Source organism: Sagittula sp. P11 (assembly GCF_002814095.1).
Lineage (GTDB): Bacteria > Pseudomonadota > Alphaproteobacteria > Rhodobacterales > Rhodobacteraceae > Sagittula.
Window position 1 is genome coordinate 1,336,967 of the sequence record NZ_CP021913.1, and the last position, 24,432, is coordinate 1,361,398.

At 67.4% G+C, this 24,432-nt stretch carries 24 protein-coding genes; 14 read left to right on the forward strand and 10 right to left on the reverse strand.

Going from position 1 to position 24,432, the window contains the following annotated elements; genetic code table 11:
* Positions 1–71: 71 nt before the first annotated feature.
* The 3 genes from pgsA to CDO87_RS06525 are packed head-to-tail and all read left to right on the forward strand — an operon-like array spanning position 72 to position 1,422.
* A complete protein-coding gene (pgsA, locus tag CDO87_RS06515) occupies positions 72–737 on the forward strand; it encodes a CDP-diacylglycerol--glycerol-3-phosphate 3-phosphatidyltransferase (RefSeq protein ID WP_100928029.1) in 666 nt (221 codons plus the stop codon).
* Positions 737–982: a molybdopterin converting factor subunit 1 gene (gene moaD, locus CDO87_RS06520; RefSeq protein ID WP_100928030.1), complete on the forward strand. Its 246-nt coding sequence runs from the start codon at positions 737–739 to the stop codon at positions 980–982. Before pgsA ends, moaD begins: the two co-directional genes overlap by 1 nt.
* Positions 982–1,422 (forward strand): molybdenum cofactor biosynthesis protein MoaE, encoded by a 441-nt coding sequence (locus CDO87_RS06525; RefSeq protein ID WP_100928031.1) that lies wholly within the window; start codon positions 982–984, stop codon positions 1,420–1,422. Before moaD ends, CDO87_RS06525 begins: the two co-directional genes overlap by 1 nt.
* A 144-nt stretch (positions 1,423–1,566) precedes the next feature.
* Here the strand turns inward: CDO87_RS06525 and CDO87_RS06530 are convergent, their stop codons facing one another.
* Positions 1,567–2,583, reverse strand: coding sequence for a calcium-binding protein (locus CDO87_RS06530; RefSeq protein WP_100928032.1), 1,017 nt, complete (start codon positions 2,581–2,583; stop codon positions 1,567–1,569).
* Between the two features lie 153 nt (positions 2,584–2,736).
* Here CDO87_RS06530 and CDO87_RS06535 point away from each other — a divergent pair, with 153 nt between their 5' ends.
* Positions 2,737–3,504, forward strand: a complete 768-nt coding sequence (locus tag CDO87_RS06535; RefSeq protein ID WP_100928033.1) for a FadR/GntR family transcriptional regulator — start codon at positions 2,737–2,739, stop codon at positions 3,502–3,504.
* 325 nt (positions 3,505–3,829) lie between these two features.
* Here the strand turns inward: CDO87_RS06535 and bfr are convergent, their stop codons facing one another.
* From bfr to CDO87_RS06555, 4 genes are all read right to left on the reverse strand, one after another.
* Entirely contained in the window at positions 3,830–4,312 is a 483-nt protein-coding gene (gene bfr, locus CDO87_RS06540; protein ID WP_100928034.1) for a bacterioferritin, read from the reverse strand.
* A 127-nt stretch (positions 4,313–4,439) separates the two neighbouring features.
* A complete protein-coding gene (locus CDO87_RS06545; RefSeq protein ID WP_100928035.1) occupies positions 4,440–4,679 on the reverse strand; it encodes a bacterioferritin-associated ferredoxin in 240 nt (79 codons plus the stop codon).
* Between the two features lie 187 nt (positions 4,680–4,866).
* Positions 4,867–6,204 carry an ammonium transporter gene (locus CDO87_RS06550; RefSeq protein ID WP_100928036.1) on the reverse strand — a complete coding sequence of 446 codons (1,338 nt, stop codon included), beginning with the start codon at positions 6,202–6,204 and terminating at the stop codon, positions 4,867–4,869.
* A 31-nt stretch (positions 6,205–6,235) separates the two neighbouring features.
* Positions 6,236–6,574, reverse strand: coding sequence for a P-II family nitrogen regulator (locus CDO87_RS06555; RefSeq protein WP_005855408.1), 339 nt, complete (start codon positions 6,572–6,574; stop codon positions 6,236–6,238).
* A gap of 259 nt (positions 6,575–6,833) precedes the next feature.
* Here CDO87_RS06555 and CDO87_RS06560 point away from each other — a divergent pair, with 259 nt between their 5' ends.
* Positions 6,834–9,056, forward strand: coding sequence for a transglycosylase domain-containing protein (locus CDO87_RS06560; RefSeq protein WP_100928037.1), 2,223 nt, complete (start codon positions 6,834–6,836; stop codon positions 9,054–9,056).
* A 323-nt stretch (positions 9,057–9,379) separates the two neighbouring features.
* Here the strand turns inward: CDO87_RS06560 and CDO87_RS06565 are convergent, their stop codons facing one another.
* Together CDO87_RS06565 and CDO87_RS06570 are read right to left on the reverse strand one after the other, a co-directional pair.
* Entirely contained in the window at positions 9,380–9,985 is a 606-nt protein-coding gene (locus tag CDO87_RS06565) for a phospholipid-binding protein MlaC (protein WP_198521832.1), read from the reverse strand.
* A 31-nt stretch (positions 9,986–10,016) separates the two neighbouring features.
* On the reverse strand, positions 10,017–10,763 hold the full coding sequence (locus CDO87_RS06570) for a VacJ family lipoprotein (protein ID WP_100928038.1): 747 nt from the start codon (positions 10,761–10,763) through the stop codon (positions 10,017–10,019).
* 216 nt (positions 10,764–10,979) lie between these two features.
* Between CDO87_RS06570 and CDO87_RS06575 the strand changes: the two genes are divergently transcribed.
* From CDO87_RS06575 to CDO87_RS06605, 7 genes are all read left to right on the forward strand, one after another.
* Positions 10,980–12,713: a type I secretion system permease/ATPase gene (locus CDO87_RS06575; protein ID WP_100928039.1), complete on the forward strand. Its 1,734-nt coding sequence runs from the start codon at positions 10,980–10,982 to the stop codon at positions 12,711–12,713.
* Positions 12,714–12,988: 275 nt separating this feature from the next.
* Positions 12,989–14,257, forward strand: a complete 1,269-nt coding sequence (locus tag CDO87_RS06580; protein WP_370314146.1) for an HlyD family type I secretion periplasmic adaptor subunit — start codon at positions 12,989–12,991, stop codon at positions 14,255–14,257.
* Between the two features lie 231 nt (positions 14,258–14,488).
* Positions 14,489–14,953 carry a RidA family protein gene (locus tag CDO87_RS06585; RefSeq protein ID WP_100928040.1) on the forward strand — a complete coding sequence of 155 codons (465 nt, stop codon included), beginning with the start codon at positions 14,489–14,491 and terminating at the stop codon, positions 14,951–14,953.
* Entirely contained in the window at positions 14,950–15,702 is a 753-nt protein-coding gene (locus CDO87_RS06590; protein WP_100928041.1) for a glycerophosphodiester phosphodiesterase family protein, read from the forward strand. Before CDO87_RS06585 ends, CDO87_RS06590 begins: the two co-directional genes overlap by 4 nt.
* 31 nt (positions 15,703–15,733) lie before the next feature.
* Positions 15,734–16,933 carry a GNAT family N-acetyltransferase gene (locus CDO87_RS06595; RefSeq protein WP_100928042.1) on the forward strand — a complete coding sequence of 400 codons (1,200 nt, stop codon included), beginning with the start codon at positions 15,734–15,736 and terminating at the stop codon, positions 16,931–16,933.
* Positions 16,930–17,226 (forward strand): 4a-hydroxytetrahydrobiopterin dehydratase, encoded by a 297-nt coding sequence (locus CDO87_RS06600; RefSeq protein WP_100928043.1) that lies wholly within the window; start codon positions 16,930–16,932, stop codon positions 17,224–17,226. The genes CDO87_RS06595 and CDO87_RS06600 overlap by 4 nt, the downstream gene beginning before the upstream one ends.
* Positions 17,227–17,453: 227 nt before the next feature.
* Positions 17,454–18,854, forward strand: coding sequence for a nucleobase:cation symporter-2 family protein (locus CDO87_RS06605; RefSeq protein WP_254698357.1), 1,401 nt, complete (start codon positions 17,454–17,456; stop codon positions 18,852–18,854).
* Positions 18,855–18,978: 124 nt separating this feature from the next.
* Here the strand turns inward: CDO87_RS06605 and CDO87_RS06610 are convergent, their stop codons facing one another.
* Complete coding sequence (locus tag CDO87_RS06610; RefSeq protein WP_100928045.1) at positions 18,979–20,367, reverse strand: vanadium-dependent haloperoxidase; 1,389 nt, start codon at positions 20,365–20,367, stop codon at positions 18,979–18,981.
* A gap of 336 nt (positions 20,368–20,703) precedes the next feature.
* Positions 20,704–21,192, reverse strand: coding sequence for a peroxiredoxin (locus CDO87_RS06615; RefSeq protein ID WP_100928046.1), 489 nt, complete (start codon positions 21,190–21,192; stop codon positions 20,704–20,706).
* Between the two features lie 80 nt (positions 21,193–21,272).
* On the opposite strand from CDO87_RS06615, the gene CDO87_RS06620 reads away from it, so the two are divergent.
* Together CDO87_RS06620 and rsmD are read left to right on the forward strand one after the other, a co-directional pair.
* Positions 21,273–22,478 (forward strand): NAD(P)/FAD-dependent oxidoreductase, encoded by a 1,206-nt coding sequence (locus CDO87_RS06620; RefSeq protein WP_100928047.1) that lies wholly within the window; start codon positions 21,273–21,275, stop codon positions 22,476–22,478.
* Complete coding sequence (gene rsmD / locus CDO87_RS06625) at positions 22,475–23,029, forward strand: 16S rRNA (guanine(966)-N(2))-methyltransferase RsmD (RefSeq protein ID WP_100928048.1); 555 nt, start codon at positions 22,475–22,477, stop codon at positions 23,027–23,029. The genes CDO87_RS06620 and rsmD overlap by 4 nt, the downstream gene beginning before the upstream one ends.
* Before the next feature lie 136 nt (positions 23,030–23,165).
* Here rsmD and CDO87_RS06630 read toward each other — a convergent pair whose 3' ends face one another.
* Positions 23,166–24,194, reverse strand: a complete 1,029-nt coding sequence (locus CDO87_RS06630; RefSeq protein ID WP_100928049.1) for a TRAP transporter substrate-binding protein — start codon at positions 24,192–24,194, stop codon at positions 23,166–23,168.
* Between the last annotated feature and the right edge of the window lie 238 nt (positions 24,195–24,432).

The window sequence follows — 24,432 nt, forward strand, 5'->3', positions numbered from 1 at the left end:
CAACGTCCTGCCAGAAGGCACGGAGGCGAGGCCCCTTCCCCCGCCGTTTGGAACCCGTTAGGAATGCTGCGATGAAATGGACCCTGCCAAATATCCTGACGGCCCTGCGCCTGCTCGCCGCCCCCGGCGTGGCGCTGATGTTCCTCTACTTCGCGCGGCCGCTCGCGGACTGGCTGGCTCTGATCCTGTTCCTCGGCGCGGCGATCACCGACTTCTTCGACGGCCACCTTGCCCGCGCGTGGAGCCAGGAAACCAAGCTGGGCGCGATGCTGGACCCGATCGCGGACAAGGCGATGGTGGTGATCGCCCTGATGGTCATCATCGGCTATTCGTCCTGGACGCCGTGGCTGGTGCTGCCCGCGACCGTGATCCTGTTCCGCGAGGTATTTGTCTCGGGCCTGCGGGAATTCCTCGGCGACGTCTCGGGCACGCTGAAGGTCACCAAGCTGGCAAAGTGGAAGACCACGGTCCAGATGGTCGCCATCTCGGTGCTGTTCAGCCAGGGCGTGTTCGAACACTATCTCGTGATGTCCGCCATGGGCATGGACGACGAGATCGTGCGCAATATCCTGAACGGCACGGCCGAGGACCTGATGGGCCTGCGCTGGAAACAGCATGGCATGGTCTGGGCCGGGCTCGCCGGGATCGCGCTCTTGTGGCTGGCGGCAGCGTTGACGCTGATCACCGGGCTCGACTATTTCCGCAAGGCGATCCCGCACCTCAAGGAGGAGACGTGATGCAGGTACTCTATTTCGCCTGGGTCCGCGAACGGATCGGACTGGCCAAGGAAACGGTAGACACCGGCGCGGCGACGGTGATGGACCTCGTGGCCGAACTGCGCGCCCGGGAAGAGCGGTACGCGGCGGCCTTCGAGGACATCTCGGCCCTGCGTGTGGCCGTGGACCAGGAACTGACGGAATTCGACGCCCCGCTGGCCGGTGTGCGAGAAGTGGCGTTCTTCCCGCCGATGACGGGCGGCTGATGCGGATCGTCGTGCAGGACGCGCCTTTCGACTTCGGCGGAGAGGCGGCGGGCTTTGCCGCCGGGCGTCACGACATGGGCGCCATCGTCACCTTCACCGGCGTGGTGCGAGACGTGGACGGCGGGCTGAACGCGATGGAGATCGAGCACTATCCCGGCATGACCGAGAAAGCGCTGGAGAAGATCGCCACCGAGGCCATGGAGCGATGGTCCTTGGGCGACGCGCTGGTGATCCACCGCTACGGGCGGATGGAGCCCGGCGAACAGATCATGATGGTCGCCACCGCCGCGCGCCACCGCAAGGACGCCTTCGAGGCAGCGGAGTATCTCATGGACTACCTCAAGTCCCGCGCGCCCTTCTGGAAGAAGGAGTTTGTGGGGGAGGAGACGGGGTGGGTCGCCGCGCGGGACGAGGATGAGGCGGCGCTCGACCGCTGGTAACCATCCCTTAAGGACGGGCGGCGCGAAGCCCCGCCCTACGATCCGTGTCGCCCTGTGGCGGGTGTTGCTTCGGCTGATGCCATCACGCCTTTTGGCGAGAGCCCACGGGTACTTTCCGTCACGCCCTCCGGAAAACCCGCCGGCTCAGACCATCACGCCCACCACAAGCACATCCGCTGCGGTCAGGGCCTGTACCGGAGACAGAAGGGTCGCCACAGTGAGACCGTCCGCCGTGACGATCTGATCCCCGTTCGCGAGGGTGGTCACCGCGATCTCCGGCGCCGGGGCACCGCCAGAGGCGTCGTATTCCACGACCAGCTCGTCGTCGCCCACGCCGAAGTCGTCGATCAGCACGCCGGTGCCATCGCTATGCGCCGTCCAGCCGGAGACGAAGAAGTCGTCGTCCCCCGCGCCGCCGATCATCTCGTCTCCCTCGCCCGCGTGGAGCGTGTCATCGCCCGCACCGCCGTCCAGCGTGTCACTGCCGTCCGCGCCCGCCGGGGCGCCCGGATAGCGCTGGAGCATCTCGTCGAACAGGTTTTCCGCCGCGGCCTGCTGGTCCTCGTCGGACAGCGCGTCGAATTCCTCCCTGTTGTCAAAGACATGCTCGAGGGATTCATGGAAGGCACGCGCTGTCAGGTCGTCGCCCGAAGGACCGGGGACATGGGCGTACATCAGGTCATTCCCGCTGTCGCCCGCCATGGAATCGTCGCCCGCGCCGCCGATCAGCAGGTCATCCCACTCACCGCCCGACATCTCGTCGTCGCCTTCGCCGCCCAGAAGGGTGTCCTTTCCGGTGTCGCCAAAGAGCGTGTCATCGCCCGCCCCGCCGTCGAGGGCGTCGTGCCAGGCGCCGGCGTTCAGGAGGTCGTTGCCTTGGCCGCCTTCCAGGAGGTCGCGGCCGCGCTCTCCGTAAAGGGTGTCGTTACCTTCGTGACCTTCGAGTGTATCGCAGCTCCGCCCGCCGGCCAGCCAGTCGTCCTGCGCGGTGCCGTCGACCTGGTCGGACCAGAGCCCCGCCTGTACGATCTCTCCGGAGGCTGTGTCGGGCTGGTCGAGCGGCAGGTCGGGTTCTTCGTTGCCCGCCGTCACATCGTCCGGCTGGGCGATGGCGGCGAGCGTCATGGTACCGAGGAGGGATGCGATCAGTGCGGTCAGCATGGGGGCCTCTGGAATGCTTTGTCCCGGACCATTCTGTTGAGGATTAAGGCCGCAATGCGCCGCAATTCGGGTAATTGTTCACACGTGCCGACGGATGGGGCTTCCCTGCGTGTCACTGGTTTTGGTAAGACAAGCAGACCAAAGCGAGGTCCCATGCCCTTCGAAAAAGTCCAACCGGAGAAACTGGCGGCGGCCGTCGTGCGGCAGATCGAAAAGCTGATCCTGCGCGGCATCCTGCGCCCCGGAGAGCGCCTGCCCTCGGAACGCGAACTGTCTGAAAAGCTTGGGGTTTCCCGCCCGTCCCTGCGGGAGGCGGTGGCCGAACTGCACGAACGCGGCCTGCTGGAAAGCCGCGCCGGGGCCGGTATCTTCGTCACCGATGTGCTGGGGTCGGCGTTCTCGGAGGCGCTGGTGCGGCTGTTTGCCAACCACGACGAGGCGGTGTTCGACTACCTGTCGTTCCGGCGCGACATGGAGGGGCTGGCGGCCCAGCGCGCGGCGCAATACGGCACCGAAACCGACCTGAAGGTCATCGACGAGCTGATGACCAAGATGGAAGCGGCCCACGGCAAGCGGAACCCGGCAGAGGAAGCAAGGCTCGACGCCGACTTCCACCTGGCAATTATCGAAGCTTCTCATAACGTTATCATGCTGCACATGATGCGCAGCATGTACCAGTTGCTGCGGGAAGGCGTGTTCTACAACCGCCAGATCATGTTCAAGCAGCGCACCACGCGCGAAAGCCTGCTGGAGCAGCACCAGGCCATCAACGCCGCCCTGCAGGCCCGCGATGCGGAGGCCGCGCGCGTGGCCGTCGAGCGGCATCTGGGCTACGTGGAGACCGCGCTGACCGCCGACCGCAAGGCGGAGCGGAACGAGCTGATCGCGCGCCAGAGGCTGGAGCGGGAAATCAACCGCTGAGCCTTTTGCGCCTCTCGGAAGAGGCGTGTGGGAAAGGTGAAAACAGGCACCGCGCGTTGCGTGAAGGTGTTAACGCGGGCTTCACTCTTGCACGTCAGGATTGTGGCATCCAGCCGATATGCCACCAGAAGGACACAAAACCGGGGTCCGATAACGCAGCGACCGCTGCGTTCATCCCACCCCGTTAACCGCTTGTTGGGGTGAGTCCCGGCCGGTTCGCCCCCCTGAACCGGCCGGTTGTTAACCTCTCTTCGCAAAGCACGCCGGGCGGGGCCGACGGGCCGCGCGATGCCGCCCGAATCGCCCCCTCCCGACTGCCCTTGTCTCAGGCGTCGTCGGTGGGCTTCGCGTTGAGCTGGCCGTAGGCCGAGGCGCCGATGGTCGCTTCGAGGTCGAGCTGGGTCTCGAGGAAGTCGATGTGGCCTTCCTCGTCGGCGATCAGTTCCTCGAACAGGTTCTTCGACACGTAGTCGCCCACCGAGTCGCAGTGCTTGCGGGCCTCGATATACAGGGTGCGCGCGTCGTATTCGGCGGCGAGGTCCGCCTCCAGCGTTTCGCGCAGGTTCTGGCCGATGCGCAGCGCGTCGAGCTTTTGCAGGTTGGGATGGCCGCCGAGGAAGATGATGCGTTCGATCAGCTTGTCGGCATGGTGCATCTCTTCGATGCTTTCCTCGCGCGATTTGGCGGCCACGCGGCCAAAGCCCCAGTCTTCCTGAAGCCGGTAGTGCAGCCAGTACTGGCTGACCGCGGTCAGTTCGCTGCGCAGCGCCGCATTGAGATATTCGATGACTTTTTCGTCGCCCTTCATGGTGCCCCTCATGAGATGAATTGGCCTGGCTCACGCCCGTTGTGCGGGCGGTGGCTGGGTGATCGGTCAGATCACCTTAGGGCAGATTCAGGGGCGGCGCCAATAGTCCGCACGGTGGGTGCGACCGTCAGCGCACCTGGCGCATGCGGCGTGCACCGGCCTTGGTCAGAACGGGCACTTCGAGGCTGGTGTTCTTCTGCATCGTGTCGAGAAAGAGCGGCAGGCAGCCGGCGCAGTCGGTCTTGCGTCCGAGCGCGCGGAACACCTTTCCGGGCGTGATGATCGTGTCCGGGTCGGCGGCCCGCATCCAGTCCATGGCGGCGTGGATGTCCTTGTCCGAGATTCCGTTGCAATGGCAGATCATCATGACGCGTTTGACCCTGTTGCTGACGAGGAATAGATGACCAATTCGGTCGGGCATGTCAATCCTGATGGATTTACTCGGATCAATCGTGATCCGGGCGTGAGCCCCGCGCCAAGGCCGCTCCGCATAGAAAAGACCCGGGCGCATCGCTGCGCCCGGGTCCGTGCCAGATCGGGTTGAGAGGGAGGCCTCAGCCCTTGGAGAATTCCGGATAGGCTTCCATGCCCAGCTCGGCCATGTCGAGACCCATGATCTCTTCTTCCTCGCCGACGCGGATGCCCATGACCATTTTCAGGACGAACCAGACCACACCGGAGGTGACGACCACGAAGATGCCGACCACGAGGATGGAGTAGAGCTGCACGCCGAGGTTCGCGTCACCGTTGGTCAGGACCACGGCGATGGTGCCCCAGATGCCGCAGACGAGGTGCACCGGGATGGCGCCGACAACGTCGTCGATCTTGAGCTTGTCGAGGACCGGAACCGCGAGGACGCAGAGCACGCCGCCGATCATGCCGATGATGGTCGCCATGCCGAGACCGGGGGTCAGCGGTTCAGCGGTGATCGACACGAGGCCTGCCAGGGCGCCGTTCAGCACCATGGTGAGGTCCGGCTTCTTGTAGAGGATCTGCGTCAGGATCAGCGCCGCGATCGCGCCACCGGCAGCTGCCGTGTTGGTGTTCGCGAAGATGCGGGAGATGTCGGCCACGTTGCCCGCGGTGTCCATGTAGAGCTGCGAGCCGCCGTTGAAGCCGAACCAGCCGAGCCACAGGATGAACGTACCGAGGGTCGCCAGGGTCAGGTTGGAACCCGGCATCGGCACGGTGCGGCCGTCCTTGTACTTGCCGATCCGCGGTCCGAGGATCAGGGCACCGGTCAGGGCTGCCCAGCCGCCGACGGAGTGTACGACGGTGGAACCTGCGAAGTCGAGGAAGTCGGTCTGGCCGTCGATGCCCGGCGCGAGGAAACCGCCGCCCCACTTCCAGGACGCCTGAATCGGGTAGATGAAGCCGGTCAGGATCACGGTGAAGATCAGGAAGGGCCACAGCTTGATGCGCTCGGCCAGGGTGCCGGAGACGATCGACGCGGTGGTGGCGCAGAACATCAGCTGGAAGAAGAAGTCGGAGCCGACGGAGGCGTAGGTCAGGTCGGTTTCCGTGTCGGCGAGGCCGACGGGCTCCAGCGAGGTCGGCATGAAGGCACCGATGACGCCCTCCATGGACCAGCCGTCGCCCGGGTACATCAGGTTGTAGCCGATGAGGTAGTACATGATCGCAGCGATCGAGAAGAGCGCGACGTTCTTCATGAGCTGCATGGTGACGTTCTTCTGACGGACGAGGCCGGCCTCGAGCATGGAGAAGCCTGCGCCCATCCACATCACCAGGAAGCCGGTGACGAGGAACATGAAGGTGGTGAAGATGTAGCCGATCTCTCCGTTCGGCGGCGTGACGTCTGCCTCCTGAGCGAAGCCCAGCGTCGGCAGCGCCACCAGCGCGGCGATCGCGGCAACTGTGGTGAAGCGTTTCATGTCTGTGTCATTCCCCTATGAGTGGCGCGTCTCAGAGCGCGTCTGCATCCGTTTCGCCGGTACGCACGCGCACCGCCTGCTGCACATCCAGAACGAAGATCTTGCCGTCGCCGATCTTGCCCGTCTGCGCGGTGGTCTTGATGGTCTCGACCACCTGATCCGCCATGGCTGCGCCGACGACGATCTCCAGCTTGATTTTCGGCACGAAATTCACGGCGTATTCGGCTCCGCGGTAGATTTCGGTATGGCCGGACTGAGAGCCGAAGCCCTTGATTTCCGTAACCATCATGCCGCGCACGCCGATGCCCGTGAGGGCTTCGCGCACCTCCTCGAGCTTGAACGGCTTGATCGTTGCAATGATCAGTTTCACCTTGTTCCCCTTCGGTCTTGGCGGGGCCTCCCCCCGCATTGCACTGGCAGCAAAGCGGTGGAGACCGCCCGAATTGAAGAGTTTGACGGAAAATGAGGCGTTCCATTAATCCGTCGCGCACAAAAAATGTGCCGTATGCGATAATTGCCTATATTTTGCGCAAAACAAAAACGTCAGCTTTGCCGGGAAGAGGTCAACATTCCGAGTCGGAAAGGGTAGAGTCGCCGCAACGAACAAACCTGAGCAGGCGCAGTTTCACATGAGTTCCACGCGAAAGCCCGGACGGCTGGTGGCGGACCGCAGGTATGGCGGACAATCGACCCGCCAGACCGCGAAATCCAAGACCGCGGCAGCGGGCAAGACCACGGCCAAGAAAACCCCGACGAAGCGGCGCCGCGCGCCCAGGCAGCGGCGCGGCGGGTTAGCCGGGCTGATCACCGGGTTCTTCGGCTGGATCTTCCGGCTGGTGTTCAAGATCACCGCCTCGGTGGCGGTCCTCGTGGCGCTGATGATCGGCGCCTGGGTGCTCTACGTCGAATCGACCCTGCCGGAGGTGGAGACGCTGCTCGACGGGCGTGCCCGCGGCTCGGTCACGCTGCTCGACCGCGACGGCGCAGTGTTTGCGCTGCGCGGCGACCAGTTCGGCGGCGTGGTCACCGCCGAAAGCGTCAGCCCGCACCTCAAGAACGCCGTGGTCGCCACGGAGGACAAGCGCTTCTACCGCCACTTCGGCGTCAGCCCGCGGGGCATCGCCTCGGCGGTGCGGATCAACCTCAGCGAAGGCCGGGGCGCGCTGCAGGGGCACGGCGGCTCCACCATCACGCAGCAGACCGCGAAACTCCTCTGCCTTGGCAAGGTCTACGATCCCAAGGTCTGGAAGTCGGAGGCCGATTACGTCGCCGACTGCCGCCAGTCCTCGCTGGAGCGCAAGGCCAACGAGGCGATCTTCGCCATGGCGATGGAGGTGAAGTACACCAAGAACGAGATCCTCTCGATCTACCTCAACCGCGCCTACATGGGCGGCGGCGCCTACGGGGCAGAGGCCGCCTCGCAACGCTACTTCGGCAAGCACGCGGCGCAGCTGAACCCGGCCGAGGGCGCGATGCTGGCGGGGTTGCTGACCGCCCCCTCGACGCTGGCGCCGACCTCGAACCTCGAACGCAGCCAGGCCCGCGCGGCCACGGTGCTGCGGCTGATGGCCGATCAGGGCTACATCACCGAGGAGGAGATGCGCCAGTACCAGAACAACCCGGCGACGCTGGGCAGCGGCGCGAACACCATGGGCGGCGGCTATTTCGCCGACTGGGTGATGCAGTCCGGGCCGGAGTTCTTCACGCAGGACACGACAGAGGACGTGGTGATCTCGACCACGCTCGACCCGCGCATCCAGCGCGCCACCGAGGACGCGGTGCGGCAGATCTTCTCCGAGAAGGTGAAGGACGGCTCCAAGGCGCAGGTGGCCGTGGTGGTGATGAGCGCCGACGGCGCGGTGCGCTCGATGGTCGGCGGGCGTGACGTGGACGCCACGGGCCTGTTCAACCGGGCCTTCCAGGCGGTGCGGCAGACCGGCTCTGCCTTCAAGCCCTTCGTCTATGCGACGGCGCTGGAACTCGGGTACTCGCCGCTCGACACGGTGGTGGACGAACGCTGGTGCGTGGACATGCCGGGCGGGCAGAAGGACTACTGCCCGGACAACTACAGCCGCAACTTCCACGGCCGGGTGACGCTGGCAGAGGCGCTGGCGCGCTCGCTGAACGTGCCGGCGGTGAAGGTCTCCGAATCGGTGGGGCGCGACCTGGTGATGCGCGTGGCGCGCGACTTCGGCCTCTACCGCGACCTGACGGACACGCCGTCGCTGGCGCTTGGCGCGTCTGAGGCGACGCTTCTGGAGATGACCGGCGCCTACGCGGGCATCCTGAACGGCGGCTCCTCGGTGACGCCCTACGGACTGCAGGAACTGCGCCTGAAAGGCGACACGGAGGCGCTGATGGGCACCGGCGGCGGCATCGGCGAACGCGTGGTGCAGGAAAGCGCCGCGCGGCAGCTTACGTGGATGATGCAGAAGGTGGTCGACGAAGGCACCGGCACGCGGGCGCGGCTCGACGGCTGGGAGGCGGCGGGCAAGACCGGCACCAGCCAGGAGGCGCGCGACGCCTGGTTCGTGGGGTTCACCGCGGACTACGTGGCCGGGGTCTGGATGGGCTACGACGACAACACGCCGCTCTCCGGCGTGACAGGCAGCGGCCTGCCCGCCGAGATCTGGCACGAGGTGATGGCACGGGTCCACGACGGCCTGCCCCCGAAACCCCTGCCGGTGCAGGCACCCGTGGCCCCCGCCCCGCCGCCGGAACCGGAACCGCAGCCCGTGCCGCAACAGGCCCCCGAGGTCGCGGTCCCCCGCGGCGGCGGCACCACCCGCGAGGTCCCCAAGAGCGTATTGGAACAGGTTCTCCGCGACATCCTCGGCGGCGGCAACCGCTGACACCGGCCGTCGGCCGGGGCGGCGCACAGCCCCGCCCTACGGGCCGGCAGCGTTTCGGCCACCGATCCGCTTGGGTGTTCAGGAAATGGGGGCTCCGCCCCCGCCGCTCCTGCGGAGCCGCTCCCCCGAGGTATTTGGACCAAGATGAAGGAGCACGACAGCTCCAAGATGTCCTCTGGATTGGGTCTTCACCTCACCAGGGTCTTCATCTTGGCTGAAATACCTCGGGGGAGGCCGCAGGCCGGGGGCGGAGCCCCCTCTTCGTGCCGGGCCGGTCGGGCCGAGGCCAGCCGGCGTCACGTGGCCCCGCCCAGATGCTCCGGTCAGGAGGCCGTCCTGAGGTCCTGGATCAGCGCGTCGATGTTGCCGCGGCGGCGGTCCAGCATGGCGCCCACCTCGGTGCGTTCGGTCAGGAGCATGTTCACCCCTTCGATGAACAGGTTGAACAGCAGCGGGCGGCCGGTGCGGTCGGAGACGTGGAACGAGACGGTGAAGGGGCTCGTGCCGCGCAGGAAGGCGGTGGTCTGCACCTCGTAGTAGTTCTTCACCGCCTTGACCGACTGCACTTCCAGCCGGCCGCCGATGAATTCACGGAAGCGCTTGCCGTACTTGCGCGAGATGTATCCGGTGAAGGCGTCCGAGAAGGCCTTCTTTTGCGCGGCCGTGGCGGTGCGCCCGTCGTTGCCGAGCGCGTAGGCGGCGATGTAGGGAATGTCGCCGTAGGTGCGGAAGATGCGTTCGAAGTCGGTGTACATCGCGCGTTCGGACTTGCCGCTGGCGATGACGCTGTTGATTTCGCCGACGAGGCCGTCAATCAGGCCGCGGGCCTGACCTTCGGTCAGCGCGAGGGCGGGCATCGGGAGGGCCAGCGCGAGGAGGCTTGCGCCGCCGAGGGCGAGTACCGTGCGTCTGGTGTACATCGTGTCCATGTCGAATGCCTTTCTGGAAAGGGGGTGCCGGTCAGAAACCGGTGGTGTCGAGCGCCATCGGGTCGATGTCGGCGGCGCCCGGGGCGTCTTCGCCCAGTTCGAACCGGCGGTTCTGCAGGTACATGAGCCGCGCCTGGGCGTAGCTGTCGGCGCTGTCGTAGAGCACCGAATCGACGGTCTCGCCGAATTCGCCGCGGGTGATGACGGTGTCGGCTGCATTCGCGAGGGTGCCGATGTATCTCTCGGGCGAGTCGAGCGCGTAGCTCAGCGGGTTGGTCACGAGGTCCACGGCGGCGCCCACGGCGTCACGCTCGGTCGAGGGGCCGACCAGCGGCAGTTCGAGGTAGGCGCCCTCGGGCAGGCCCCAGACGGCCAGCGTCTCGCCGAAGTCGCTTTCGTCCGACACGAGGCCGATCTCGGCGGCCGGGTCGAGGATGCCGAGCCCCAGCGTCGCGTTCATGGTGAAGCGCAGCGTGTTCTTCGTCGCGCGCCACAGGCGCAGCTGCAGAAGCTGGTTCAGGACGGTCTGCGGCGTGCCGACGGTGTCGGCGAACTGCGCCACCGCCTGCCGGCTGCCTGCGGGGATGCCGTCGGCCAGGCCCGCGCCGGTGCCGCGCAGCACCCGTTCGTCTACCTTGCGGTTGAAGGCGTGCACGCGGCGGTTCTGGGCCTCGTAGGGATCCCACACGCCATCCGGCGCCTGTCCCGGGCCGGGGACCGAACAGGCCGCCAGAGACGCCGCCACGATGAGTGCGAAAACCGCACGAGTCCTGAGCATTCGGACCGCCCCCCGTCGAAAGTCCTTGGATCGCCACACGGCTTCCGTAAAAGACAAGGTAGTTTCATTTTACAAGGTGCCCAAGCAAGCAACCTGCATTCAGCACTTTTGTGGCACAAAGGCGACAAGGGCAAGCACCGGGAGGATCCGCCGGCATACGCGGCGGAAGGCTGCCAGATCCCATGATCGCCCCGCCGGCCAACCGCGAGGAGGCACATGAGTAAACAGGAATTTGAAAAGGGCCGCGACGAGCTGAGGGCAGCGCGGCGGCAATCACGGCCATATTACTGGTTCGTCGCGATCTTCAGCTTTCTCGTGAACATGCTGATGCTGACCGGCCCGCTCTACATGCTGCAGGTCTACGACCGGGTGCTGGGCTCGCGGTCGGAGGCGACGCTGGTCGCGCTGACCGTGCTGGTCGTCTTCCTCTACGGCATGATGGGCATCCTCGACTACGTCCGCGGGCGCGTCATGGGCCGGGTCGCCGCGCGCTTCCAGGCGGCGCTGGACCTGCGCGTCTTCGACGCCGTGCTGCGGCGCTCGACCGTCAAGAACGACGAACTGGCCCAGACCGGCCTGCGCGATCTGGAATCGGTGCAGCGGCTGATGTCCTCGCCGGTGCTGCTGGCGGCCTTCGACATCCCGTGGTCGCCGATCTTCCTGCTGGGACTGTTCATCTTCCACCCGTGGATGGGTTACCTCGCGCTGGTGGGCGGCGGTTTCCTGATCGTGGTGACGCTGGCCAACCAGGTGATCTCGCGCAATCCGACGCTGAAATCCAACGTCGCCGTCATGCAGGCGGAGCGGACCTCGGACCAGATCAGGCAGGAGGCGGAGATGGTGCAGGCGCTCGGCATGCGGCGCGACGCCTTCGTCCGCTGGATCGGCGCGCGCGGTCAGGCGCTGTCGGGGCAGATCGCCACCGCCGACATCACCGGCACCTTCACCACCATGACCAAGACCTTCCGGATGCTGTTGCAGTCCGGGATGCTGGGGCTGGGCGCCTACCTCGTGCTGCAGGGCGACCTGTCGCCGGGCGCGATGATCGCCGGCTCCATCCTGATGGGCCGGATGCTGGCGCCCATCGAACTGGCCATCGGCCAGTGGCCGCTGGTCACGCGGGCGCGCAAGGGCTGGACCAACCTCGCCCAGCTTCTGTCCGAGGTGCCGGAGGACCCGCCGCGCACCGCCCTGCCCCGCCCCGCGGCGAAGCTCGACGTGCAGCAGCTGACCGTGGTCGCCCCGGGCGAACAGCAGGCGGCGCTGCGGCTGGTCAGCTTCAACGTGGCCCCCGGAGAGGCAGTCGGCGTGATCGGTCCTTCGGGATCGGGCAAGTCGACGCTGGCCCGCGCGCTGACCGGCATCTGGCGCCCGGCGGGCGGCAAGATCCGGCTGGATGGCGCCTCGCTCGACCAGTACGGACCGGACGTTCTGGGCCGTCACGTGGGCTACCTGCCCCAGCGTGTCACGCTGTTCGACGGCACGATTGCCGAGAACATCGCCCGCCTGTCGCCCCAGCCCGACGCCGAGAAGGTCGTGGAGGCGGCGCGCAAGGCCGATGCGCACGAGATGATCCTCAAGCTGCCGAACGGCTATGACACCCGTGTCACGGCGATCGGCGGGCGGCTGAGCGGCGGGCAGATGCAGCGCATCGGGCTGGCGCGCGCGATGTACGGCGACCCGGTGATCCTCGTGCTGGACGAGCCGAACTCCAACCTCGACAACGAGGGGTCGGAGGCGGTCAACAAGGCCATCGCGGGCTTCAAGGCCGAAGGGAAATCCGTGCTGATCATGGCGCACCGTCCCGCGGCCATCAAGGAATGCACCAAGCTTCTGATGCTGGAAGGCGGGCAGCGCGTGGCCTTCGGACCGAAGGACGAGGTGCTGCAGCAGATGGTGAAGAACCACCAGCAAATCCAGAAGGCGGCGACGCCCGGAGGTGTGAGATGAGCGACAGGACCGAGGACGACACCCGGGCGACACCGGGCACGGCCGCCGACGCCACCGCCAATCCGCCCGATGGTGCGGGCGAGGTTGGCAGCACGCAGGTTCTGGGCAGGATGACGGCCGGCGCGCCGGGCGCGGATGGGGATGCGGGGGCGCCCACCCCGGCGGCTGCCGCAGCCGCGGCTGTGGCGGCCCGGGCGGCGGCGTCTAACGCGGGCGGCGGCGGGGGCATGACCCCTGCGCTGCCGTCGCATGCCTCCTTCCCGACGCGCGGCCCGATGACGGTGGGTGTGCTCGCGGTGGCGCTGCTGGTCGGCGGCTTCGGCTACTGGGGCGCCACGACGAACATTTCCGGCGCCATCGTCGCCTCGGGCCAGATCCAGGTGGATCAGAACCGGCAGGTGGTGCAGCACCCGGACGGCGGCGTGGTCGCGCGGATCGCGGTGGACGAGGGCGACGAGGTGGCGGAGGGCGACCTGCTTTTGCAGCTCGACCCGACGCTGCTGCTGTCGGAACTGACCATCGTGGAGGGCCAGCTTTACGAGCTGATGGCCCGCCGGGCGCGCCTGATCGCGGAGCGGGACGGCGCGGAGGAGATCGTCTTCGACGAGGAGGTGCTGGCCGCCGCGCGCAACAGCGAAGAGGTGGAGGAGCTGGTGGAAGGCCAGCGCAACCTGTTCTTCGCCCGGGCGGAATCGCTGAACCGCGAGATCGAGCAGCTGGGCAAGCGGGCCGACCAGACCGCCGACCAGGTGCGCGGGATCGAGGCGCAGCAGGCGGCGCTGACCACGCAGCTGGAGCTGATCGGGAAGGAGCTGCGCGACCAGCAGACGCTTCTCGACCGCGGGCTGGCGCAGGCGAGCCGGGTGCTGTCGCTTCAGCGGGAGGAGGCGCGGCTGTCGGGCACGATGGGCGAGCTGGTGGCGTCGAAGGCGCAGGCGGAGGGGCGGATCACCGAGACGGAGATCCAGATCCTCGGGCTGGAGACGCAGCGCCGCGAGGAGGCGATCACCACCCTGCGCGACCTGCAGTTCCGCGAGCGCGAGCTGGCGGAGCAGCGCCGCAGCCTGCGCGAACGGCTGAGCCGGCTGGACATCCGCGCGCCGGTGTCGGGCGTGATCTACGGGATGACGGTGTTCACCCCTCGCTCGGTCATCCGGGCGGCGGAGCCGGTGATGTACCTCGTGCCGCAGGACCGGCCGCTGGTGATCGCCGCGCAGGTGGAGCCGATCCACATCGACAAGCTGTTCGTCGACCAGGAGGTGGCGCTCAAGTTCTCGGCACTGGACCAGCGGCAGACGCCGGAGCTGTTCGGCGAGGTGACGCAGATCTCGGCCGATGCCTTCGAGGACGAGGCCTCGCGCGTGCGCTACTACCGCGCGGAGATCGTGCTGAACGAGGGCGAGATCGCGCGCCTGCCCGAAGGCACGGTGCTGATCCCCGGCATGCCGGTGGAGGCCTTCATCCGCACCGAGGACCGCACGCCGCTGGCCTACCTGGTGAAGCCGTTCATGGACTATTTCTCGAAGGCGTTCCGCGAGAGCTGAGCGTCTGAGGGCGGCAGGTCGGGACGGTGCGGCGCCGCCCTCTGCCGCAACGAGGTCCGGCGGACCCGGCGGGCGGTTGCCCGCGCCCCTGCCCCGGGCCTGCGCCGCGTCGCCGGCAGGGCCGAGGTATTTTTTGCCAAGGTGAAGCGGCAGGGGGTTTCGCTTTTCCGGGGCGCGTTCTAGCGTCTGCCCGGCGGCCGGCAAGCCGCCGCGGCGACAAGGAGACCCCCGATGAGCAACGAGATCGAAGAGCGTCTGAAGACGCTTGGCCTGACCCTTCCCGACGCGCCCGCGCCGGCGGCGAACTACGTGCCGTACGTGCTGAGCGGCAATACGCTCTATGTCTCCGGGCAGATCAGCATGATGGATGGCGAGCTGATCAAGGGCAAGGTGGGCGCCGATCTCGACGTGGAGCAGGGCGCGGCGGCGGCGATGGCCTGTGCGCTGAGCCTGCTGGCGCAGGTCAAGGCGGCCTGCGGCGGCGACCTCGGCCGTCTGAAGCGGGTGGTGAAGCTGGTGGGCTTCGTCAATTCGCTGGGCAATTTCACCGACCAGCCGAAGGTGATCAACGGCGCCTCGGACCTGATGGTGGCGGTGCTGGGCGACAAGGGGCGGCACGCCCGCTCTGCCGTGTCGGCGGCGGCGCTGCCGCTGGGCGTCGCGGTGGAGATCGAAGGCATCTTCGAGGTCGAATGATGCTGCCGCGCGCGTTTCTCGACCGGCCCGTCGCGCATCGCGCGTTCCACGACCGGGCGGCGGGGCGGCCGGAAAACAGCCGTGCCGCGATCCGTGCCGCCGTGGCAGCGGGTTATCCCATCGAGCTTGACCTGCAGCTTTCGGCGGACGGTCAGGCCATGGTGTTCCACGATTACGACCTTGCGCGGCTGACCGCGGCCAGCGGCCCGGTGGCGCAGCGCACGGCGGCGGAACTGGGCGGCATCCTTCTGCGCGACGCGGAGGACGGCATCCCGACGCTGACCGAGGTGCTGGAGATCGTCGCCGGACAGGTGCCGCTGCTGATCGAGGTGAAGGACCAGGACGGCCAGATGGGCCCGGATGTGGGTCCGCTGGAGGAAGCCTGCGCGCGGGCCATCGAAAGCTACGAGGGCGAGGCGGCACTGATGTCGTTCAACCCCCATTCGGTGGCCATGCTCGCACGGTTGTGTCCGCGCCGCCCGCGCGGCCTGACCACCTGTGCGGGCACCGCCGAGGATTACCCCACCCTGCCCGCCGCGCGGCGGGTGGAGCTGGCGGAGATCGGGCTGGCGGACGAGATGTCGCTGCATTTCATCAGCCATCACCACGAGGACCTCGACAATCCGCGGGTGGCGCAGCTGAAGGCGCGCGGCCTGTCGATCCTGTGCTGGACGATCCGCACGCCCACGGAGGAGGCAGAGGCGCGGCGCATCGCCGATAATGTCACGTTCGAGGGCTACCCCGCTTGATCGCCGCGCCCGCGGCGCCAGATTGGGAAGCATGAACACAGAGACTGCGCAGCGCGACGTGACCGTGAGTGTCCTGCCCTCGCTTGGCGACATCGCGCCCGGGGTCTGGGACGCCTGCGCCTGTCCCGAGGCCGCGGACGGCCAGCGGCCCCGCGACCCCTTTACCACCCACCGGTTCCTGAAGGCGCTGGAGGACAGCGGGTCGGTCGACGCGCGCACCGGCTGGGAGCCGCACCACCTGTCGGTCGAGGTGGAGGGCGAGGTCGTGGCCGTCGCGCCGATGTACGCCAAGAGCCACAGCCAGGGCGAATACATCTTCGACCATTCCTGGGCGCATGCGCTGGAGAACGCGGGCGGGCGCTATTACCCGAAGATGCAGATCGCCGTGCCCTTCACCCCCGCTACCGGGCGGCGGTTCCTGGTGAAGCCGGGCTGGGAGACGCTGGGCCGTTCGGCGCTGGTGCAGGGCGCGATCCAGTTCGCGGCGAACCACGGGCTGAGCTCGGTCCATGCCACCTTCTGCACCGGCGAAGAGGCGGAGGCCGGGGCGGAGATGGGCCTGCTGCACCGGGTGACGCAGCAGTTCCACTGGGACAACGACGGATACGCTGACTTCGACGCCTTCCTGGCGACGCTGTCCTCGCGCAAGCGCAAGACGATCCGCAAGGAGCGCGCGAAGGCGCAGGATTTCGGCGGCGAGATCCACATGCTGACAGGCGACGATCTGCGGCCCGAGCACTGGGATGCCTTCTGGCGGTTCTACCAGGACACGGGCGCGCGGAAGTGGGGCTCGCCCTACCTGACCCGGCATTTCTTTGACATCGCGCAGGAGACGCTGCGGGACGACATCGCGCTGGTGATGTGCGAGCGCGACGGGCGCTACGTGGCGGGGGCGCTGAACTTTGTCGGGCGGGACGCGCTTTTCGGGCGCTACTGGGGCTGCGTCGAGGATCACCCCTGCCTGCATTTCGAGGCGTGTTATTACCAGGCCATCGACTTTGCCATCGCCCACGGGCTGAAGCGGGTCGAGGCCGGGGCGCAGGGCGAACACAAGCTGGCGCGCGGGTATCTGCCGAAACCGGTGCATTCGCTGCACTGGATTGCGGAGCCCTCCTTTTCCGACGCCGTGGCGCGCTATCTGGAAGCAGAGCGGCGCGCGGTCGGTGAGGATATCGAGATCCTGACCAGCTACGGGCCCTTCAGGAAAGACAGACGGGAGGAACAGGAATGACCGAGAAACTGTCGGACACCGGACGCAAGACCGTGCTGGAACCGCTTTTCGACACCGGATGGGAAATGGTCGAGGACCGCGACGCGATCCGCAAGACCTACAAGTTCGACGACTTCACCGCCGCTTTCGGCTGGATGACGCGGGCTGCCATGTATGCCGAGAAGTGGGGTCACCATCCGGAGTGGTCGAACGTCTACAACACCGTCGAGGTCACGCTGACCACGCATGACGTGGACGGGCTGTCCTCGCTGGATGCGAAACTGGCGCGGAAGATGGACGGCCTTTTCGGCTGACCGCTGCGGTCCGGGCCGCGCCCCTGAGTCCCGGGGGCGCCCGGCCGGCCGTGCCACGACTGCCTGCCAAAGCGGCAAACCGCCCGCCGGAATGCGTTTCGGCGGGCTTTCCGTAGATACCGCCCCACGTCACCCCCAAAAGCGGGCGAGGCGACTCGCCGCGGCGCTTGCTTGCTCGGACAATCGTCCTGCGGGAGCAAACGCATCCACGCGGTATGGAGGGACACATGACGAGTACATCGAACGATACGGGAACCCTGATCTACGGGCTGGACGACACGCCCGCGCCGCCTGCCGCCGCGCTGGCGGCCATGCAGCACATCCTTGCCTCCATCGTGGGGATCGTGACGCCGACGCTGGTGATCGGCGGCGTGCTGGGGCTGGGAGAGCACATCCCCTACCTCATCGCCATGTCGCTGTTCGTGTCGGGCGTGGCGACCTTCATCCAGTGTTACCGGCTGGGGCCTGTGGGCTCCGGGCTACTGAGCGTGCAGGGTACGTCCTTTGCCTTCCTCGGGCCGGTGCTGGCGGCGGGTTTCGCGGTGAAGAACGCGGGCGGCACGCCGGAGGACATGCTGGCGATGATCTTCGGGCTGTGCCTTGCCGGCTGCGTCGTGGAGATCGTGCTGAGCCAGTTCGTCGACAAGCTGGACCGCATCATCACGCCGACCGTGACGGGCATCGTGATCACGGTGATCGGGCTGTCGCTGGTCAAGGTGGGCTTCACCGACTTCGCGGGCGGCGCGCAGGCGGGCGAGACGCTGGGCGCGCCGGTCAACCTGCTGATGGGCGCCATCGTGGTGGCGGTGATCCTGGTGCTGACCTTCGTGGGCAACCCGATGCTGCGCATCTCGGCGATCATGATCGGGCTGGTGATCGGCACGATCGTCGCCATGGTCCTTGGTCAGGTCGACCTGTCGCGCGCCGGTCAAGGCGAGTTGCTGGCGATCCCGCAGCCGTTGAAATACGGGCTGGATTTCGACATCGGGCTGTTCCTGCCCATCGCCTTCGTCTTCCTCGTGACCGCGATCGAGACCTCGGGCGACCTGACGGCGAACTCCGTCATCGCGGGCCAGCCGGTGAAGGGGCCGCTCTACATGAAGCGGATCAAGGGCGGCATCCTTGCGGACGGGGTGAACTCGGGCCTCGCGGCGCTGTTCAACACCTTCCCGAACACCACGTTCTCTCAGAACAACGGGGTGATCCAGATGACCGGCGTCGCCTCGCGGCACGTGGGTCTGTATATCGCGGGTATCCTCGTGGTGCTGGGTTTCCTGCCGGTGGTGGGCCAGGTCTTCCTGCTGATCCCCAAGCCGGTGCTGGGCGGCGCGACGCTGGTGCTGTTCGGGACCATCGCCGTGGCGGGCATCCGCATCCTCGCCACGCAGGAGATCGACCGCAAGAAGGTCTACATCATGGCGGTGTCCTTCGGGCTGGGCCTTGGCGTGACGCTTGTGCCGGATGCGACGCAGAACCTGCCGGTCTTCCTCAAGCAGGTGGTCGCCACGCCGATCACGCTGGCGGGCCTGTCGGCGATCATCCTGTCGCTGGTGATCCCGGACACGGACGAAACCGCGAAGCCGGTCGAGACCGTGGCCCCCGTGGAGGAAGAGACGGCGACCGTCTGAATACCGTCGAAATGCAATGGAGGGCGCGCCGTCTGGCGCGCCCTTCCCGTGTCCGGAGTGCCCGAGCGGGAAAAGAAACACCCCCGCAGCGGACTGCGGGGGTGTCTGTTCCTGCAAAGCGGTGTCAGCCCAGACGCGGCAGGGCGGTGTCAAAGACCGTGTCGGCGATCAGGCGGCCGATCCGCAGGCCTTCGGTGTTGTCGGCCTCCCAGTGGATACCGCCGTATTCGCGGCTGGCGCCTGCCTCGTCCGCCGCCTGGCTGAGCGTCGTCCACGACCGCCGCACCCCGCCCAGTTGCTTGGGCCAGTTCACGAGGTCGGGCGCGTAGCCGGTGAAGGACACGTGGTCGGTGCCCAGAAGATGCGCCAGCATCCGCGCCGAGGCGCCGCTGAAGGTCGAATGCCCCGAGGTATAGGCCGGGAAGGGCGGCGTCGGGATCAGCGTCTTCCATTCCGCGTCATGGAACCGCGCGAACCTGTCCTGCGGCAGGATCTTGGTGCGGATCGCCGTTTCCGGGCGCAGCACATCCATGTCGAACTTGCAGTCCCATGTCACGATGGCCGCATCGGCCTGCGACATGCTGATGAGCGCCATGAACCGCGCCTGGTCGACAAGGTCGAGGTCCTGCCGCTGAAGCAGGTCCATGGCGATGATCTGCCAGTGTCCCGGCGGGGTCGCGCCGCGCGGGCCGTCTTCCCAGAAGAAGGCGATCTCGGCCTGGTCCTCGGTGCGGTAAGCGCTGGTCGCGCCGCCCCACTGAAAGACCTTCTCGAGCTGGCGCATGAACTCCTTGCTGTCCTGACGCGGGAAGGGCGCCGGGCGGAAGTCGCGGGCAGAGCCGACCGCGAAGGTCTTCATCTTGCCCCAGCCGGGCAGCAGCGGGCCGCCGTATTGCTTGAAGGTCGGGCCGTTCTCGGCACCGAAGAACGGGCCGGTCGGCTGCCAGGCCATGGGGCCGTCGAGCTTGGTGTAGAGCAGCTCCTTCGAGATGCCGATCCCGTCCTCGCCGCGCCAGTCGAGCACGGCATGGGCGGCATTGGCGCCCCAGACGATGGCGTTGTTCTTGGCCTCGCCGTCCTCGAACCCGTCGAGGAAGGCCATCAGTTCGCAATTGTCCCAGCCGAAGAGCGCGTTGATCGCCGTGGCGACCGCGGTGCCATAGGCGATGTCGGCGTTCACCGGCGTGGGCGGCTCGGGCAGTTTCACCGGCCCGGCGTAGCGCGGGGCCAGCCCGTTCACCGCCACGAAGCCCGCGAGGTGGCCGATGGCAAAGGCGCGGGTGGCGGGCGGCGGCGGGGTCGCCGTGTCGCGCACCTTCTGCACGAGCTGGTCGGACCACCACATCACCGGGGTCATCCGGCCCGGCGAGACCACCCCCTCGATATAGGAGGCGGACGAGCGGCAGCTCTGCCCGGCGAAGGCCTTCGGTGCAGCGGCAACAACGGCGGCGGTCGTCAATGCACCCAGCGCCGCGCGTCTGCTGAATTTCGTAATCACTTGCGAGTCGGTCATATGGCAGCTCCCAACTTCAAATTAATGTTATTGGCCGATGTTGGCCGACGGTTGGAAAGCTGGCAAGTTTTTAGGCCGGAGGTTTCCCGAAAAGCATGGGGAAAACTCCATGATTCCCGAGTCACGGGCGGTCATGCGGGTGATCGGCGCGCATCGGCGGGATGCCGCGCGCGCGATCGTGAGACCAAGAGAATCGGTTGGGAAAAGGGTGTCGCGGGGCCGCTGAGGGAGCCGGCAGGCCCCGGCTGTACAGCCGTCAGCGGGGGCTGGCGGGGGCATCGGGCGGCGCGTTGCGCGGGAAGGCGGCGCCCCTTCGGGCCGGGGCGCCGCCGTGGTTCAGGCGAGTTCCAGCATCGCCTCGCCGCAGGACTTCTCGCAGACGCCGGGGCTTTCATCGAGGTTCAGCGCCTTCACGGTGCCGTCCTCCACCACCATCGCGTAACGCTTCGAGCGGTCGTAGAAACCCACCGGCGGCGCGGTGAAGTTCATGCCCATCGCCTTGGTGAAGGCGGCGTCCGGGTCGGCCAGGAAGGTGATGCCCGCCTTGTCGCCGCCGGTGTGACGGCTCCAGGAATCCATGACGAAGGGGTCGTTGACCGCGATGCAGACGATCTCGTCCACGCCCTTCTCGGCGAAGGCGTCCTTCGTCTTGATGAAGCTGGGCACATGGGCATTGGTGCAGGTGCCGGTAAAGGCCCCCGGCAGCGCGAAGATGAGCAGCTTGCGGCCCTTGGCCAGCGCCGAGAGCTCTACCGTCTCGGGCCCGTCTGCGCCGATCCGCAACAGAGTTGCCTCCGGCAGCGTGTCACCGGGTGAAATCGCCATTTGTCCTGTCCTCCGTGGAATTGCGTTTCCCTGTGTCGCAAGGATAGTGTCTCGGCGACAAGAGAAAAGGAGCACGCGCCATGACGGACGTCGTTGTTGTTGGGGGAGGACAGGCGGCGGCCTCGCTGGTGGCGAAGCTGCGTTCGAAGGGGTTCGAGGGCACCATCACGCTGATCGGCGAGGAGCCGGTGCCGCCCTACCAGCGCCCGCCTTTGTCGAAGGCCTACCTTCTGGGCGAGATGGAGGAGGAGCGTCTCTACCTGCGGCCCGCGACCTACTACGCCGAGAACGCCATCGACCTGCACGTGGGCGAGAAGGTGATCGCGGTGGACCGTGACAACAAGGAGGTCATGGCCGGGGGCCGCGCGGTGAAATACGACGAACTGGTGCTGTGCACCGGGTCGGTGCCGCGCCGCCTGCCTGCCGGGATCGGCGGGGCGCTCGACGGGGTCTACGTGGTGCGGACGCTGGCGGACGTGGACGCGATGTGCCCCTCCTGCGTGTCGGGCAAGCGGGTGCTGGTGGTCGGCGGCGGCTACATCGGGCTGGAGGCGGCGGCGGTCTGCGCCAAGCTGGGCCTGACCGTGACGCTGGTCGAGGCGGCGGAGCGCATCCTGCAGCGGGTGGCCGCGCCCGAGACCTCCGCCTGGTTCCGCGACCTGCACAGGGCGCGCGGCGTCGACCTGCGCGAGGGCACGGGGCTGGTGCGCCTTCTGGGCGAGGGGCACGTCACCGGCGCCGAACTGGCGGACGGCACGACACTGGACGTGGACATGGTGATCGTCGGCGTCGGCATCGCGCCCGCCACCGAACTGGCGGAGGGCTGCGGGCTGGAGGTGCTGAACGGCATCGCGGTGGACAGCCACGGCCGCACCTCGGACCCGTCGATATGGGCGGCTGGGGACTGCGCGTCCTTCCCGCATGGCGAAGGCCGCATCCGGCTGGAATCGGTAGGCAACGCCATCGACATGGGCGAACTGGTGGCCGAGAACATCATGGGCGCCGGGCGGAGTTACGTGCCGAAACCCTGGTTCTGGTCGGACCAGTACGACGTGAAGCTGCAGATCGCCGGGCTGAACACCGGCTACGACCGGATCGTGGTGCGCAGGGACGGCGAGGCGCTGTCGCACTGGTACTACGAGGGCGACACCCTGCTGGCGGTCGACGCGATGAACGATTCCAGGGCCTACATGGTCGGCAAACGGCTGATCGAGGGCGGCAGGACCCCCGATCCGGAGGCGGTGGCCGACCCGGAGACGCAGCTCAAGGCGCTGCTGAAGGCGTGAGGATCATTGCGGGCGAGTGGCGCGGCCGGCGGCTGGCATCCGTGGGCAAGGGCGATCCGGGCGCGCACCTGCGCCCCACAACCGACCGCGTGCGCGAGTCGCTGTTCAACATGCTGGCGGGCGGGCGTTTCGGCGAGCCGTTCGAGGGCGCGGTGGTGCTGGACCTCTTTGCCGGGACCGGCGCGCTGGGGCTGGAGGCGCTGTCGCGCGGCGCCCTCTCCGCCACCTTCGTGGAGAACGGGCGGGTGGGGCAGCGGCTGATCCGCGAGAACCTGAAGACGCTGGGCTGTGCCGACCGGGCGGCGGTGGTCGGGGCGGATGCGACTCGGCTGCCGCCGGGCGCGCCATGTTCGCTGGTGTTCCTCGACCCGCCCTACGGCAAGGGGCTGGGCGCACGGGCGCTGGAGGCCGCGCTTGCGCAGGGCTGGATCGGGGCGGAGGCGCTGGTCGTCTGGGAAGAGAGCGCGCCGCAGGTGGCGCCCGCAGGCTTTGCGACGCTGGACACACGCAAATACGGCGACACCCATGTGACGGTGCTGCGCGCCCTGTGATGTCGCCCCGGCTGCCGCCGGGACGATCCGCGCGGGCCCTGCCCGCGCAGGCGGGAGAGGCGCTGCCTCCCCCGGACCCCCTCCGGAGTATTTCCGAAGCAAAGAAGCCGGGGGCGCTTTGCCGGGCAGGTGCGGGTCAGTTGCCGCTGGCCGCGGCCGCCACCATGGCGCGGGCGTCGTCCACCAGCTGCCGGCCGGGGAGGCCCTTGGCGTCCATGTCGGCGATCCATTCGTCGATCACCTCGTCGCCCAGTTCGCGGATGTGGGCGGTTTCCTCTTCGGAGAGGGTGGCGATCTGGTTGCCGGCGGCCTCCATCACGGCGCGGCCTTCGGCGTCGCCGGTGTCATGTGCGCGGCCCGCCCAGGCGGAGGTTTCGAGCCCGGAGTTGGCGTCGATCACCGCCTTCAGGTCGTCGGGCAGGCTGTCGTAGACGTCCTTGTTCATCCCCCAGATGAAGAACAGGTTGTAGAGCGACTTGTCGCCCGCCACGTCGGTGTGGCTGTCGGTCAGCTCGTCGAGTTTCAGCGAGGGGGACATTTCCCAGGTGATGACGCCGCCGTCGAGCACGCCTTTCGACAGCGCCTCGGGGAACTGCGGGACCGGCATGCCGATCGGCACGGCGCCGAGTTTTTCCAGCAGGAGCGTCGCCGGGCGGGAGGGGCCGCGCAGCTTTTTGCCCTGCAGGTCGTCCACCGTTTCGGGCGCGTCGCCCTTCATGTGGATCAGCCCGCGACCGTGCATGTGCGCGGCGATCAGGTGCACGTCTGCGAAATCGTCCGTCAGGTACTTCTGCGTGAAGGTCCAGGCGGCGACGGAGGCCTCCTCGGCGGACTTGGTCACCATGAAGGGCAGTTCCAGCACCTCCGTTTCCGGGAAGCGGCCGGCCTGGTAGCCGGGGATGACCCAGCCGCCGTCGATCACCCCGTCGACGATCAGGTCGTACTGCTCGGGGGCCGTGCCGCCGAGCTGCATGAACGGATATATCTCCACCTTGATGCGGCCGCCGGACTCCTTCTCGACCTTCTCGGCCCAGGGTTCGATGAAATGCGCCGGGTTGGCCGAATTCGGCGAGACGAAGTGCTGGAAGCGCAGCGTCACCTCCTGGGCGGCGGCGCCGGTGGCGAGGGTGAGTGCGAGGGCGGTGGTCAGCCAGTACCGGGTCATCGGGTCTCCTTCCCGTGATGTGCTGCAGTGCAGCGGCACGGCGGAGGTACAGGAACGCCCCGGGGGATACAACCTTCCCAAGCGTCAATCTGACCGGATCGATGGTCGCAACCTCTTGACCACATGGTCAAATTTCCGCATCGGCGGGAATTGCCGCCGATCTTTCCCCGATGCCCGATGGCGGTGGAAATCGCCGGTTCCGATGCTATTCTGACATTCGAAGACATGCATGACAGGG

Excerpts from the sequence above, each read along its gene's own strand:
- pgsA (WP_100928029.1), top strand. The coding sequence starts at position 72 with ATGAAATGGACCCTGCCAAATATCCTGACGGCCCTGCGCCTGCTCGCC.
- moaD (WP_100928030.1), top strand. The coding sequence starts at position 737 with ATGCAGGTACTCTATTTCGCCTGGGTCCGCGAACGGATCGGACTGGCC.
- CDO87_RS06525 (WP_100928031.1), top strand. The coding sequence starts at position 982 with ATGCGGATCGTCGTGCAGGACGCGCCTTTCGACTTCGGCGGAGAGGCG.
- CDO87_RS06530 (WP_100928032.1), bottom strand. The coding sequence starts at position 2,583 with ATGCTGACCGCACTGATCGCATCCCTCCTCGGTACCATGACGCTCGCC.
- CDO87_RS06535 (WP_100928033.1), top strand. The coding sequence starts at position 2,737 with ATGCCCTTCGAAAAAGTCCAACCGGAGAAACTGGCGGCGGCCGTCGTG.
- bfr (WP_100928034.1), bottom strand. The coding sequence starts at position 4,312 with ATGAAGGGCGACGAAAAAGTCATCGAATATCTCAATGCGGCGCTGCGC.
- CDO87_RS06545 (WP_100928035.1), bottom strand. The coding sequence starts at position 4,679 with ATGATGATCTGCCATTGCAACGGAATCTCGGACAAGGACATCCACGCC.
- CDO87_RS06550 (WP_100928036.1), bottom strand. The coding sequence starts at position 6,204 with ATGAAACGCTTCACCACAGTTGCCGCGATCGCCGCGCTGGTGGCGCTG.
- CDO87_RS06560 (WP_100928037.1), top strand. The coding sequence starts at position 6,834 with ATGAGTTCCACGCGAAAGCCCGGACGGCTGGTGGCGGACCGCAGGTAT.
- CDO87_RS06565 (WP_198521832.1), bottom strand. The coding sequence starts at position 9,985 with ATGGACACGATGTACACCAGACGCACGGTACTCGCCCTCGGCGGCGCA.
- CDO87_RS06570 (WP_100928038.1), bottom strand. The coding sequence starts at position 10,763 with ATGCTCAGGACTCGTGCGGTTTTCGCACTCATCGTGGCGGCGTCTCTG.
- CDO87_RS06575 (WP_100928039.1), top strand. The coding sequence starts at position 10,980 with ATGAGTAAACAGGAATTTGAAAAGGGCCGCGACGAGCTGAGGGCAGCG.
- CDO87_RS06580 (WP_370314146.1), top strand. The coding sequence starts at position 12,989 with ATGACGGTGGGTGTGCTCGCGGTGGCGCTGCTGGTCGGCGGCTTCGGC.
- CDO87_RS06585 (WP_100928040.1), top strand. The coding sequence starts at position 14,489 with ATGAGCAACGAGATCGAAGAGCGTCTGAAGACGCTTGGCCTGACCCTT.
- CDO87_RS06590 (WP_100928041.1), top strand. The coding sequence starts at position 14,950 with ATGATGCTGCCGCGCGCGTTTCTCGACCGGCCCGTCGCGCATCGCGCG.
- CDO87_RS06595 (WP_100928042.1), top strand. The coding sequence starts at position 15,734 with ATGAACACAGAGACTGCGCAGCGCGACGTGACCGTGAGTGTCCTGCCC.
- CDO87_RS06600 (WP_100928043.1), top strand. The coding sequence starts at position 16,930 with ATGACCGAGAAACTGTCGGACACCGGACGCAAGACCGTGCTGGAACCG.
- CDO87_RS06605 (WP_254698357.1), top strand. The coding sequence starts at position 17,454 with ATGACGAGTACATCGAACGATACGGGAACCCTGATCTACGGGCTGGAC.
- CDO87_RS06610 (WP_100928045.1), bottom strand. The coding sequence starts at position 20,367 with ATGACCGACTCGCAAGTGATTACGAAATTCAGCAGACGCGCGGCGCTG.
- CDO87_RS06615 (WP_100928046.1), bottom strand. The coding sequence starts at position 21,192 with ATGGCGATTTCACCCGGTGACACGCTGCCGGAGGCAACTCTGTTGCGG.
- CDO87_RS06620 (WP_100928047.1), top strand. The coding sequence starts at position 21,273 with ATGACGGACGTCGTTGTTGTTGGGGGAGGACAGGCGGCGGCCTCGCTG.
- CDO87_RS06630 (WP_100928049.1), bottom strand. The coding sequence starts at position 24,194 with ATGACCCGGTACTGGCTGACCACCGCCCTCGCACTCACCCTCGCCACC.